Annotated in this window: 13 protein-coding genes; 9 read left to right on the top strand and 4 right to left on the bottom strand. The window is 48.1% G+C overall.

Annotated features, from left to right (window positions below; translation table 11 throughout):
* Positions 1-13: 13 nt before the first annotated feature.
* Positions 14-1,000: an endolytic transglycosylase MltG gene (mltG, locus tag ACO0K2_RS10135; protein ID WP_423018306.1), complete on the bottom strand. Its 987-nt coding sequence runs from the start codon at positions 998-1,000 to the stop codon at positions 14-16.
* Between the two features lie 520 nt (positions 1,001-1,520).
* Here mltG and ACO0K2_RS10140 point away from each other — a divergent pair.
* The 3 genes from ACO0K2_RS10140 to ACO0K2_RS10150 all read left to right on the top strand — a co-directional run bounded on the left by ACO0K2_RS10140 (position 1,521) and on the right by ACO0K2_RS10150 (position 3,644).
* Entirely contained in the window at positions 1,521-2,558 is a 1,038-nt protein-coding gene (locus ACO0K2_RS10140) for a YgfZ/GcvT domain-containing protein (protein ID WP_423018308.1), read from the top strand.
* Between the two features lie 64 nt (positions 2,559-2,622).
* A complete protein-coding gene (locus ACO0K2_RS10145; protein ID WP_423018310.1) occupies positions 2,623-2,910 on the top strand; it encodes a DUF4936 family protein in 288 nt (95 codons plus the stop codon).
* A complete protein-coding gene (locus ACO0K2_RS10150; RefSeq protein WP_423018312.1) occupies positions 2,901-3,644 on the top strand; it encodes an NRDE family protein in 744 nt (247 codons plus the stop codon). The genes ACO0K2_RS10145 and ACO0K2_RS10150 overlap by 10 nt, the downstream gene beginning before the upstream one ends.
* Positions 3,645-3,664: 20 nt before the next feature.
* On the opposite strand, the gene ACO0K2_RS10155 is transcribed toward ACO0K2_RS10150, so the two are convergent.
* The 3 genes from ACO0K2_RS10155 to ACO0K2_RS10165 form a co-directional block, all read right to left on the bottom strand.
* Entirely contained in the window at positions 3,665-4,906 is a 1,242-nt protein-coding gene (locus ACO0K2_RS10155; RefSeq protein ID WP_423018314.1) for an MFS transporter, read from the bottom strand.
* 169 nt (positions 4,907-5,075) lie between these two features.
* Complete coding sequence (locus tag ACO0K2_RS10160; protein ID WP_423018316.1) at positions 5,076-6,386, bottom strand: homoserine dehydrogenase; 1,311 nt, start codon at positions 6,384-6,386, stop codon at positions 5,076-5,078.
* Between the two features lie 24 nt (positions 6,387-6,410).
* Complete coding sequence (locus tag ACO0K2_RS10165) at positions 6,411-7,640, bottom strand: pyridoxal phosphate-dependent aminotransferase (RefSeq protein WP_423018318.1); 1,230 nt, start codon at positions 7,638-7,640, stop codon at positions 6,411-6,413.
* A gap of 391 nt (positions 7,641-8,031) precedes the next feature.
* Between ACO0K2_RS10165 and ACO0K2_RS10170 the strand changes: the two genes are divergently transcribed.
* From ACO0K2_RS10170 to ACO0K2_RS10195, 6 genes are all read left to right on the top strand, one after another.
* Entirely contained in the window at positions 8,032-8,409 is a 378-nt protein-coding gene (locus ACO0K2_RS10170) for an Mth938-like domain-containing protein (RefSeq protein WP_423018320.1), read from the top strand.
* Positions 8,406-10,103, top strand: a complete 1,698-nt coding sequence (locus ACO0K2_RS10175) for a glycosyltransferase family 39 protein (protein WP_423018322.1) — start codon at positions 8,406-8,408, stop codon at positions 10,101-10,103. Before ACO0K2_RS10170 ends, ACO0K2_RS10175 begins: the two co-directional genes overlap by 4 nt.
* A gap of 27 nt (positions 10,104-10,130) precedes the next feature.
* Positions 10,131-10,502: an EamA family transporter gene (locus tag ACO0K2_RS10180; protein WP_423018324.1), complete on the top strand. Its 372-nt coding sequence runs from the start codon at positions 10,131-10,133 to the stop codon at positions 10,500-10,502.
* Between the two features lie 118 nt (positions 10,503-10,620).
* Positions 10,621-11,748, top strand: a complete 1,128-nt coding sequence (locus tag ACO0K2_RS10185; protein WP_423018326.1) for a DegT/DnrJ/EryC1/StrS family aminotransferase — start codon at positions 10,621-10,623, stop codon at positions 11,746-11,748.
* Between the two features lie 18 nt (positions 11,749-11,766).
* Positions 11,767-12,732 carry a glycosyltransferase gene (locus tag ACO0K2_RS10190; protein WP_423018328.1) on the top strand — a complete coding sequence of 322 codons (966 nt, stop codon included), beginning with the start codon at positions 11,767-11,769 and terminating at the stop codon, positions 12,730-12,732.
* A gap of 45 nt (positions 12,733-12,777) precedes the next feature.
* The gene (locus ACO0K2_RS10195) at positions 12,778-13,695 is read left to right on the top strand and encodes a formyltransferase (protein ID WP_423018330.1); all 918 of its coding nucleotides are present in this window, start codon (positions 12,778-12,780) and stop codon (positions 13,693-13,695) included.
* Positions 13,696-13,739: the final 44 nt, after the last annotated feature.

The following is a 13,739-nucleotide window of genomic DNA, read 5'->3' on the forward strand; positions in this document are numbered from 1 at the left end:
TTAAAAGAAGCGATCAACGCTGGTATTTGTTCACGGCACGGTTATGTTCGGAGAGATTCTCGGAGAACACACTCGTGCCATCGCCACGCGCTACGAAATAAAGCGCCTCACTTTTAGCAGGGTTGAGAGCAGCATTCAACGAAGCGAGCCCAGGTAACGCAATTGGCGTTGGTGGCAAGCCTGCTCTGGTGTACGTGTTATAGGGTGTATCAGTTAATAAATCTTTTTTATGAATTTTACCTTGATAGCGATCACCCATTCCATAAATCACTGTGGGATCGGTCTGCAGCAACATCCCAGAGCGCAGGCGATTGGTAAATACCGCGGAAATCATCGATCTCTCTTCTTTTTGCCCAGTTTCTTTTTCAATGATGGATGCCATGATCAGCGCTTCATAGGGATTTTTGTACGGTAACCCTTTCGCACGTTTTTCCCAGGCTTCATTCAATTTTTTTATTTGGGCTGTGTACGCTTGCTGAAATACTTGGAAATCACTGGTTCCTTTTGCGAACAAATAGGTATCGGGGAAAAACAGCCCTTCAGGATGAGTTTGATCGGCATGAAGCTTTTCCATCAAGGCGCTTTCAGACATCGCTTTGGTGTCATGCTTGAGATCTGGATTCGCGTCGATCGCTTTTCGCATCTGACCGAAGGTCCACCCTTCAATCACAACCACCGCTCCTTGAGAAAATTCACCATTGACGATCTTATCTAACAATTGCAATGGCGTCTGTCCGGGGGATAATTCATAAGAGCCCGCTTTGAGCCTGCCTGCCTTAGCGGTGGCACGAGCCAGTAACTCAAAAAAGAGCGCAGGCATCGGGACACCAGCTTCTTGAATTTGCTTACTCGCACTGCGAACACTGCTACCTGGTTTAATCGAAAACTCAACAGGTTGATCATCCGTCACTAACGGTTGACCAGACCAATACACCATGCCGCCCACGCTCGCGATCGAGAGCAACAACAATAACAAAATTAAATTTCTTATCAGACGCATCGTTAGCTATGTATGGTTTTTCGTTTATTTCGTTGGAATCAAATCACTGTGTGGCGATCGCCTTACTTTTACATTCTTTGCTTTTACTTCAAAGCATTTCACAGTCTCAACGATTCAACGTTTTTCTGGTTAATGCGTTATCACATCAAGAGGTGCGCAGTTTATCAAGTAAATGATATATTTAAAGCATGTAAGAAATGCAGAAGCATGGAATCGATGCTGTTCTAGTAACCATCTGCCAAATGATACATGGTCGCTATTGTAAAGCCTTCATGCCATGAAATTAAAGAACTTAGACCATAACATTATTTACCAAATGAAAAGATTGCCGAAGCTCAAACTCCTCAAAACACAGCAAGGGCAAGCGAGCAATTGATATTTGCGCTAAGCTTGAGTGAAGGAAGTGACTGATCGGGGTGAAAAATCGTGTCATGGTTGCACGGATGTCCACAAGCACGGGCGCCCTATCGCTCTCTGAACATTGTTGTAGAAGTCGTATGAATAGAAGGTTGAATAACTTATGTCTCAAGAAATGATTGCTCCATCGTTAGATCAAAGCTGGATTGCGTCGTTGCCCCAGATGGAATCGCTCTGGTCCACTCCCGCTTTTGAAGCAGGATACGTTACCGCATTAACACAAACTGGCCACATGCTTGTCCAAGGTGACGATGCTGCGACTTTTTTGCACAATCAGTTAAGTAACGATGTTGAGCGACTACAGCAAGGAGAGATGCGCCGCGCTGCCTACTGCACAGCAAAAGGTAGGATGTTGGCGAGCCTTGTATATTGGAAAGCAACGGATGGGATCACTCTCCAGTTACCTATCGAGTTACTCCCAGCGATCAAAAAACGATTGGGCATGTTCATCCTCCGTGCGAAAGTGACCATCACTGATATCAGTACCGAGCACGTCGTCTTTGCACTCGGCGGCAAACAGGCTGCCGATGCACTCTCCGCTTGGTTTCCAACGCTTCCTCCAACAGAAAATACGACCATCAGTAACGAATACGGCACACTCATTCGTTACCATGCAGACCAAGCCGCGCCGAGATATCAGTGGATTTGCCCGTCACAGCACGCAACAACAATGTGGAACGCACTGACGAAAACCCTGCAAGCATGCGATCCAAACGACTGGCAGCTTGCAGAAATAAGTGCTGGCATCCCCACAATTACCTCTCGCACGCAAGAAAAGTTTGTCCCGCAGATGATTAATTTTGAGTTAATCGGCGGTGTCAATTTCAAAAAAGGCTGCTACCCAGGGCAAGAAATTGTGGCTCGCAGCCAGTATTTGGGTAAGTTGAAACGCCGCATGTCGTTAGCATCCCTACCAGCAGTCGATCTTGTCGAAGGCACAGAAATATTCAAAGAGAGCGACCCAACCCAACCGTGCGGCATGATTGTCAACGTCGCAGTGAGTGGCCAACAGCGTAGTCTTGCGCTGATTGAAATGAGTCTCGCCGACCAAGAAGGAGGCGGACTTCGTTGTGGCAGCGCCGAGGGGCCACCGGTAACGATACTACCCTTGCCTTATGAGATTACGGATATCACTCGTTGATGTACATGATCAACGAATATCACTCAGCTCTTGAATTTGTCAGCTTTACACCAAAATGCGCACCATGAATTGCTATGTTTATTTCAAATCGGCGATTGAAAAAGAATCGACAATCATTGCCGAGGAAAAGGTGTTGCAACATGCTTTACGGTCCAATGGCATGACATCGATGTCATTGGAAAGACGCCCCGAAGTCGTCAATGGTATGCAAACCTGGATGGAGACGTATAAGAACGTTCCGGATCATTTCGGGACGTTGCTAGAGACAACCGTCGCTCAAACGGCATTGCCGGTTTTGCAGTCCTGTGAACGTCACGTAGAATTTTTTTTGAATGTCGAAGTATGTGCCTGATTGTCTTTGCCTGGAAATTACTTCCTTGTAGCCCCCTCGTTGTTGCTGCTAACCGCGACGAATTTTATGATCGCCCAGCGAGCCCAGCAACATGGTGGCCTGACGCGCCGCAGGTGTACGCCGGACGCGATCTACAGTCAGGAGGAACTTGGCTCGGTATTCAGAGCAACCAAGACGGCTCGCCAGCGAAAAAATTCGCAGCAATTACGAACGTGCGAGCACCATCAGAAAAACGTGAAGATGCGCCATCACGCGGTGAATTGGTGGCGAACTTTTTACGCTCTGACATTTCCGCCCAAGACTATGTCAATGCGCTCAAAGGCCAAGTTGATGATTACAACGGTTTCAATCTGATTGTGGGTGATGAAAATACGTTGATTTGGTATTCCAACCGGCATCAAGATCATCCTAAAAATGGCGTCCCATTACCTCCAGGAATCTACGGAATCTCGAACGCAGCCCTAGACACATGCTGGCACAAAGTCGTCCGCACCAAAGCGGAATTTGCGAGTTTGATTTGTCAATTGGCACCAGAAGACGCGTTTTTTGAAATGCTAGGCAACACTACACAAGCACCCGACTGTCGCCTGCCAGATACCGGTGTCTCTTTTGAGATGGAACGCTTGCTATCGTCGCCGTGTATTGTCTCTGAGAGTTACGGGACGCGGGTCTCCACCCTACTCAAAATCCACGCGCATCAACCGGCTGAATTTCACGAAAAAATCCTGCGGTAATCCGTGAACGCCAATTGACGTCAGAGTGATTTCAGCGATGATCGCCAAAGTAAAACGGCGGCAATGCATTTTAAAAGACAAGGAATGATTGCATAGGCAACGCCTAATGCAAAGAGTCCGTCTTGCGACGTCACGTCTGGTCGATAGCCCAATAGTTCGAGTAACGGCAAGGCCAATCCAGCCGCTAACGCAAGATTCATTTTGCCTGCCCAACTCCACACGCCAAAATAGCTCCCTTCATAACGCTCACTATGGCCCGCTCCATGAATAACCGCAGCAAGTAAGGCCGGAGGAAGAGCCAGATCGGCCCCCAAGGAAAACCCAGTCAGCACACAAATAATGCTAAACCCGATAAGTCCATTCGCCTGCAAATTAAATACCCAAATAAAACTGATGATCGTCATTCCCATCGACAACAGCCATGCGTCTCGCTCATGACTGCGCCGTGCAATCAACAACCAAAACGGCATCGATAGCGCCGCTGATAGAAAGTAAATGAGAAGGAGATAGCCTGACTGCGCCTCCAAATGCAATTGGTCTTTTGTGAAGAATAAAAATAAGGTTGCGGGTATCGCCGCAGCAATACCGTTCAGTACGAAGACGAAAAACAAGCGACGAAAAGTGGGATTCGCCAACATATCAGCCCATCGCAATGACGCTTTTCCCTTATCTTGTCGAAGCTGAATAACAGGGATCCAACGCACTAAGCAAGCCGCCCCGATACAAAGACTGATTGCTAACGTCCACGTCAGCCACGTGAAATCAGCAAGTTGCCCCATCAACGCCGCACTCAACACACCAAGCAAACCACAGCCCTCACGTACTGAACTAAGCTTTAATCGTTGGTCAGGCCATTGACTCAATGCAGCGCCCCACGATTGATACGCAATGCTAGCGAGACTAAAGCCTGCATAGACAACGATAAGTGAAACGAAGAACCAGACAAAGACCAACCATCCGCGTAGCACGGGGGGATGAAAAAGTGCGCCAAAGCCGACAATCAGTAGCGGGATGGCAAAGACAATGTACCTTGCATATCCCTGTCCCTGTGGTCGACGGTCAATAATGCCACCAATATACGGATCAAAAAAGGCATCCGCCATGCGAGAGAATAACAAGGCAGTACCAATGTAGCTCAAGGAAATACCAAAGTGCTCCGCATAAAACTGTGGGACATAGACATAGATGGGGAGTGCCACAAAGGCCAAGGGAAACGCAAGCAGACCGTAAGCCAATAAACGTTGAAACGATAATCGAATCATTACCCGATGCCTTTCGATTGGAGCAGCGAAGATCACGGAAGGTCCCCATAGGGACATAAAAAAAGCGCGCCCATTATTTCATGAACGCGCTTTTTCTGCTTTCGTGTGATCACGCCAATGGCAGGCAGACACTTTCGTTGCTGTCTCTCTTGCGTCGGCGTGTAGGCGATTAGCTCAATTCTTCTAAACGCAACTTGGTCACTTGACCAAACACAGCGGGTAAACCCTCAATTTTCTCAATCGCAGCGACAATATTCTTTTCCTTCGTCTGGTGCGTGAGGATAATGATATCCGTCCGCGTTTCGCCATCACCAGGCTCTTTTTGTAGCATCGCGTCAATCGAAATGGTCAGATCTGCGAGGATGCGCGTGACATCAGCTAACACGCCAGGGCGATCTTCCACATGCATTCTCAGGTAATAGCTCGTCACCACTTCAGACATCGGCAGAATCGGCAAATCACTGATGGAACCTGGTTGGAACGCCAAATGTGGCACACGGTGTTCTGGATCAGCGGTTGCAAGACGCGTGATATCGACCAAATCAGCGATCACAGCAGATGCGGTTGGCTCTGAACCAGCGCCCTTACCGTAATACAGTGTCGCACCGACGGCATCGCCTTGTACTAACACCGCGTTCATCGCTCCTTCAACGTTAGCGATCAGGCGCTTAGACGGAATCAATGTCGGGTGAATACGCAATTCAATACCATCCACAGTGCGCTTTGCGATACCAAGCAGCTTAATCCGGTAACCGAGTTCTTCGGCATAACGAATGTCGTTTGCCTCTAACTTTGTAATTCCCTCAACGTGTGCTTTGTCAAATTGCATCGGCACACCAAACGCGATTGATGCCATGATGGTCGCTTTATGACCAGCGTCAACGCCCTCAATATCAAACGTAGGATCCGCTTCCGCGTAGCCAAGCGCTTGAGCTTGCTTGAGCACGGTGGCGAAGTCCAATCCTTTGTCTCGCATTTCTGACAAAATGAAATTGGTCGTACCGTTGATGATGCCTGCAATCCATTCAATACGGTTGGCAGTGAGGCCTTCGCGCAATGCTTTGATGATCGGAATACCACCAGCAACCGCCGATTCAAACGCGACCATCACACCTTTGTCATGGGCGGCTGAAAATACCTCGTTGCCGTGTATTGCTAACAATGCTTTGTTCGCGGTAATGACATGCTTACCATTGGCAATTGCTTGCAAGACGAGGTCTTTCGCAATACCACAACCACCAATGACTTCCACAACGATTTCAATATCCGGATGATTTACGACCAACATCGGGTCGCTCACCACCTCAACGCCATCTCCAACGATGCCACGTGCACGTTCTACATTTCGGGCTGCGACCATTACAATCTCAATCGGACGTCCGGCGCGGCGAATAATCTCTTCCTGATTCCGCTTTAATACATTGAAGGTGCCGGTACCAACGGTGCCTATGCCTAACAGACCTACTTTGATTGGTTTCATATCTTTTTAAACAATAAAATTAAATTAATTAGTGCCGTGGCGCTTTCGATAACTTTCAAGGAAGTGATCAATGCGTCCAAATGCCTCAGTCAAATCATCCGTATTTGGCAGGAAAACCACCCGGAAGTGGTCAGGTTTGATCCAGTTGAAACCTGTTCCTTGTACCAACAACACACGCTGCTCGGTTAATAGCTCGTGGATAAACTCCTGGTCATCTTTGATCGGATAGATCTCAGGGTCCAGTTTCGGAAACATATACAACGCCGCTTTGGGCTTCACGCATGTGACGCCTGGGATGGCGGTTAAGAGTTGGTGGGCGAGATCACGCTGCTTCAGCAAGCGCCCTCCTGGGCCAACCAAATCTTGAATACTCTGATAACCGCCCAAAGCGGTCTGAATGGCAAACTGCCCCGGTGCGTTCGCACACAAACGCATCGAAGCCAACATGTTCAAGCCTTCGATGTAGTCTTTTGCATGGCGCTTTTCACCAGAAATAACCATCCAACCCGCTCGGTAACCACAAGAACGGTAATTTTTTGACAAACCATTGAGCGTTAAAAATAACACATCATCTGCCAATGAGGCGATCGAAACATGCTCCGCTTCATCGTACAGGGTTTTATCGTAGATTTCATCTGCAAAAACAATCAACTGGTGTTGACGTGCGACCTCAACAATTTGTTGCAATACCGACACTGGGTACAATGCCCCAGTTGGGTTATTCGGGTTAATGACGACGATCGCTTTTGTATTTGGCGTAATCTTGCTCTTAATGTCGTCAATATCTGGCATCCAGTCTGCGGATTCGTCGCAGACATAATGAACTGGCTTACCACCAGACAGACTAACCGCCGCAGTCCACAAAGGATAATCAGGCGCAGGGACCAATACTTCGTCGCCATTGTTCAGTAAGGCATTCATGCCCATAACAATCAACTCTGAAGCGCCGTTACCTATATAAATGTCTTCGATCGTGACGCCGCGGATTTTCTTTTCCTGGGTGTAATGCATGATCGCTTTTCTTGGCGCAAACATCCCCTTGGAATCTGTATAACCGGCAGCGTTATGCATGTTGCGAATCATATCCTGCACAATTTCGTCAGGCGGATCGAAGTTAAACACGGCCAAATTACCGATATTTAACTTGATGATCTTATGACCCTCGTCTTCCATTTGTTTGGCTTTTTCAAGCACTGGACCACGAATGTCATAACAAACGTCAGCTAATTTTTGTGATTTTTGTATAGGTCGCACTAGCAATTTCCTTCTTATCATTTGGCATGCAAATCGCCATGCAGCAACCAAGAAGTCTTTGCTTATGCTGCACTGCCGAACGAAGCATTTTGCACAAGGAATGCTGTTTAATCAAATTGTTTTAGGATTATTTGTCTTTCTATGGACAATTTAGCGAAACCTTATACCTTTCAGCTATAAACTTATATGTCTAGCGAATGAAAGACTCTCTAACATTGATTCTTGCCCAAGGAAGCGAAACAGAAGTAGGAGCAGAAGCAGGAGCAACAATCACACGATCCAGCGTCGCGGAGTAAATTTCCAGGAAACAAGCGTCATCCCTTGGAAAACCGTAAAAAAAAGTTACAATGCCGCACTCACTCGGCACATTAATTAGCATAGAGCCATTATTATGAAGTTGCATTCGACACAAACTCAGCAGTACCAGACAATCACTGGCTATGAAACAGACAGCGTTGAGATCAATGCCATCACATTCAAGCACAGTCTCATTGTTCTCCCAGAAACAAAGCCGGTCGAATGGCCCGTTAGCCGTTTTGAGACTTTAACGGCCAATGATTTTGCACAAATCGATGCGACCCAACCGGATGTCGTCATCCTCGGTACTGGAAACAAACAGCGATTCATTCACCCAAAACTAATCGCGGCGCTGACTGCGCGGCGCGTCGGTGTTGAATGCATGGATAACAAAGCCGCATGTCGCACGTATAACATCCTGATGGCTGAAGGACGCAAAGTGGCGCTCGCCTTGATCATGGAAAACGAATGAGTCAATTAAACAAAAACAACCTACTTCCACTTGAGTCACCCAAGGTCCTGTGGGCTGTTGCTATCAGTTTCCTGTGTATCTGGTTTTACATGTTAGGTGCAAGAACCCTTGTACCGACCGATGAGGGTCGCTACGCCGAGATGGCGCGTGAAATGTTGGCGACCGGCGATTGGATTACATTGCGCCTCAATGGCATTAAGTACTTCGAAAAGCCCCCGTTACAAAATTGGATGAATGCGCTGACCTTTGCTGCCTTTGGGCTGGGCGATTGGCAAGCACGTCTGTGGACGGGGTTGTGCGGTCTCATCGGGGTATTCTCTGTTGCGTACACTGGTCGCCGATTATTCGGTGCCCGCACAGGGACTATCGCCGCCATCGTCCTCGGGTCGAGCTTCTATTGGGCGGGTATGGGCCATGTCAACTCACTGGACATGGGCTTGTCTGGCATGCTGGCGATTACCATGTGCGGCTTACTGCTCGGCCAAGATGAGTCGGCATCACCCGCCGCAAGACGCAATGCCATGCTCATTTGCTGGGCTGGTATGGCACTGGCAACCATGTCTAAAGGCTTGATTGGCTTTGTATTACCTGGGGCAGTGTTAGTGATTTATACCTTGGTCACCCGTGACTGGCGCCTCTGGGCGCGCCTTTATTTTGGCCGTGGACTCATCCTGTTTTTTGCTATCACCGCACCGTGGTTTATCCTCATCGCACTCCGCAACCCCGAACATCCGCATTTCTTTTTCATTCATGAACATTTTCAACGCTTTACGAGCGATGTTCACCACCGATCAGGGGTCTGGTATTACTTTTTCCCCTTTTTAATCCTAGGGATCGTCCCATGGATAGGGCTGCTTGTTCAAGGAATGTGGACGGGCGTCAAAGAACAACAAAAAGGATTTAAACCGCTTTTGATGCTGTTAATTTGGGCAGTATTTTTCTTTTTCTTCTTTAGTATTTCGCATTCAAAATTGCCTGGCTATATTCTGCCGATCTTTCCAGCGCTCGCATTAATGATTGCCGTCTATCTGGAAAGCGCAAAACCCAACGCTCTGAAGCTGGCTGCAGGATTACTGGGACTGTTAGGCGTCGTCGGACTCTTTAGCGTCAACAAAATAGCGCATATGGGCAAAGATGCGATCGACATTCCACTCTATGCTAACGCGGCACCTTGGATCGCCGCTGCCAGTGCGATTGCGTTGGCTGGTGCTCTCGTTGCATGGTTTTTTGCTGGACGAGAAAAAGTCGGAAAAGACATCGCCATTTTAAGTCTTGCATTTGGTGGCTTCTTGGCGGGACAGGTCGCATTTTTGGGACACAATCCTTTTGGTCAGTATATCGCTGGCACTGCCCATGTCGCGGCGATTAACGCTGAACTCACATCGCCCACGACACCGATTTACGCAGTCGGGCGTTATGAACAAGCTTTACCCTTCTATTTACAACGCACAGTCACGCTCGTTGAATTTCCAGATGAAATGGAATTCGGCCTACAACAACAACCGGAGTTATGGATTCCGACACGCGCAGGTTTTGTGAAGAAGTGGCTCGCACATCAAGCCAATCATGAACATGCTGTGGCGATTGTCAGAACGGATATTTTTGAAGAATTCCAGAAACAACATGTACCGATGCGCGTTATCGGTCAAGATCCACGGCGCGTGATTATCGCGACACCCGTACCTTCACAATAATAAAACGACGATCCACTTATTTCTATTATGAATCTCACTACTTTCGGTTTCATTCTCACCGGCATCCTCCTCAACGCCGTCGCACAAGTTTTGTTAAAAGCCGGCACAAAAGCCGTTGGGGCCATTCATCTCAATGCAGAGAACTGGTTTTCGATCGGTTTGCAATTAGCAACGCAATTACCCATCATTGGCGGCCTGAGCTGCTATGTCATCTCCGTGGTTGTTTGGATTATTGGCCTCTCTCGTGTTGACGTATCGATTGCCTATCCGATGCTGTCTATTGGGTATATCGTCGCCGCACTTGGTGCTTGGTATTTCCTCGGAGAAGCCTTATCAATGCAACGGATTCTGGCTATTTGCGTCATTATTTCAGGGGTAGTTCTTCTGGTAAGAAGCTAATTTGCCATTTTTTTCGAACAAATAGAACCACTATCCTCACAGAGAGTCAGATGGTAACGATTCAACCCGTTCAATCGCGCCAAACGCCGCGCAGTGAACACAAGTAAAAAGGACGACAATGAACGACTCAATGGCTTTTTTGCCTTTCACCAAACCTACTATGGATGAAGAAACCATCGCTGCTGTCGGCGAGGTCATGCGCTCGGGTTGGATGACGAGCGGCCCGAAGGTTCAGGCCTTGGAAGCGCAACTTTCTGACTATTTTGGTGGTCGCCCGGTCCGGACATTTAATTCCGGTACCTGTACGATGGAAATTGCCCTACGTATCGCGGGTATCGGTGCTGGCGATGAAGTCATCACCACGCCAAATTCTTGGGTTGCCACCGCCAACGTTATTATTGAAACGGGTGCAACGCCAGTATTTGCGGACATCGATCCTAAGACCCATAACATCGATCTCGACAAAGTCGAAGCAGCGATTACGCCGCGCACCAAAGCGATCATTCCTGTTCACATGTGTGGATTACCCTGTGACATGGACCGACTATATGACATTGCTCGCAAATATAACCTTCGCGTCATCGAAGATGCTGCGCAGGCAATCGGTTCAAGCTGGAAAGGTAAGCGCATTGGCTCTTTTGGTGATTTTGTTTCATTTAGCTTTCAAGTCAACAAAAACATCATGACTGGCGAAGGTGGCTGCCTCGTGTTGAACAATGCAGAAGAAGCGCGCCTCGCTGAAAAATACCGCCTACAAGGCGTCTCACGTAGCGGGCTCGATGGCATCGACGTTGACGTGCTCGGTGGTAAATTCAACATGACCGATATCGCCGGCGCGATTGGTCTGGGTCAAATGAAACGTCTTGCTGAATTTAATGCAAAACGTCTCGAGTTGGCAAAATACTATTTTGAACAGTTTGGACCCGACTTCGAAACCCAGACTGGCGCAGAATTACCGGTCGCAGACTTCGAGCAATCCAATTGGCACATGTTCCACCTGGTTTTACCAGAAAGAATCAATCGTGCCGAGTTTATGCAACAAATGTTGGATGTCAAAATTGGGCTGGGCTATCATTACCGCGCTATCCATTTGTTCACTTACTACCGTGAACGCGGCTTTACGGATGGGATGTTCCCCATTGCAGAACGCGTCGGAAAACAGATCGTCACGCTCCCTTTGTTTCCATCAATGACAAAGGAAGATGTCGAAAGAGTCGTGTCTGCGGTAAAATCCCGCCTTCTTTGAAATTTGCACGTATAAATAATGAAACCCGAACTCTCCGTCGTCATCCCTGTCTACAATGAAGAAGCTGGCCTGGCAAAGCTTTTTGCGAGGCTGTATCCAGCACTAGACACGCTGGCAGCCCGTGGCGTCAGTTATGAAATTGTTTTTGTGAACGACGGAAGTCGTGACAACACGGCACTGATTTTGTCTGATCAGTTCCGTTTACGTCCCGACGTGACACGTGTCGTCTTGTTCAACGGCAACTATGGCCAGCATATGGCGATTTTGGCGGGATTTGAGGCGACTCGCGGCGATATCGTGGTCACGCTGGATGCCGATCTGCAGAATCCTCCAGAAGAAATTGGTGCCTTGGTCGATAAAATGCGTGAAGGATACGATTACGTTGGTTCTATTCGCCGCAAACGCCAAGACAGCGCATGGCGCACGTATGCCTCTAAAGCGATGAATCGTTTCCGCGAAAAAATCACACGGATTAAGATCACAGACCAAGGTAACATGTTGCGTGCTTATGGCCGTAACGTCATCAACTTGATGAATCAGTGCAGTGAAGTTAACACGTTCGTCCCTGCCCTTGCTTATACATTTTCGCGTAATCCGACTGAAATCACGGTTGAACATGAAGAGCGATCCGCTGGGGAATCAAAATATTCCATCTACAGCCTGATTCGTCTTAATTTTGATTTAATGACCGGCTTTTCCATCATGCCATTACAGTGGTTCTCCATGTTAGGGATGATTTTGTCTGCATTGTCTGGCGGACTGGTGAGCTTATTGCTGATTCGACGCTTCATTTTCGGCGCAGAGGCAGAAGGTCTGTTCACGCTGTTTGCGATTGCCTTCTTTATGATGGGCGTGATTTTGTTTGGTATTGGGTTGCTTGGTGAGTACGTGGGTCGTATTTATCAACAAGTTCGCGGACGTCCTCGCTATGTCGTGCAAACAATTTTACAAGACATAGGCAACGACCAGCCGAGTAATCACTAAGCAGAAGCCAAGATCAACACCGCTATGACTACAAAAGAACCACGCATGAATCAGCCCACCGCAACCGCTGTCGTATTCGCCTACCATAACGTAGGTGTACGATGCATCAAGACACTGCTCGCTCGTGGTATCGACATCAAATTAGTGGTTACCCATGAAGATAATCCGGCGGAAACCATTTGGTTTGAATCTGTCGCTGCCTTGTGCAAAGAACACGGGATCGAAAGCATCAGCCCGAGCAATCCTGCCACGCCAGAACTCGCAGCGAGGATCGCAGCCATCGCACCGGAATTTATTTTTAGCTTCTACTATCGCCACATGCTTCCAGTTGACATGCTCGCATTGGCCAAGCGTGGTGCCTACAACGTGCATGGATCGCTACTTCCCAAATACCGGGGTCGCGTTCCAGTCAATTGGGCTGTGTTGCATGGGGAAACAGAAACCGGTGCAACCCTCCATGAGATGGCGGCAAAGCCAGACGCAGGCGCTATCATTGGTCAAACCGCTGTTCCTATTTTGCCTGACGACACCGCCTTTGAGGTTTTTGGTAAATTGACAGTTGCTGCTGAACAAACCTTGTGGCAAGCTCTGCCATCACTGATTAATGGCACCGCATTACCGTTACCCAACGACCTAGCCAATGGAAGTTATTTTGGTGGTCGTAAGCCAGAAGACGGACGCGTCGACTGGTCGAAGAGTGCCAGCGAGGTCTACAACTTGCATCGTGCAGTTGCGCCTCCCTACCCCGGCGCTTTTTTTGAGCAATTTGGCCATCATTTTGTTATTGAAAAAGCACGTTTATCAGATTTATCCGCAGCAAATTTGCCGACAGGCTTACATGTAGTGGATAATGCTATTTTGGGCGTGTGCGGCGATGGCCGTGCATTGCGAATTATCGAATTACGCTGTGATGGCAACATCGTCACAGCAAAAGAATTGCAGCAATTGACATCCAATGCTTGATAAAAGCAGCAACATCAAGGTCAACGCAGTACAGCAATCACATT

Source organism: Undibacterium sp. MH2W (genome assembly GCF_049340215.1).
Taxonomy (GTDB): Bacteria; Pseudomonadota; Gammaproteobacteria; order Burkholderiales; family Burkholderiaceae_D; genus Undibacterium.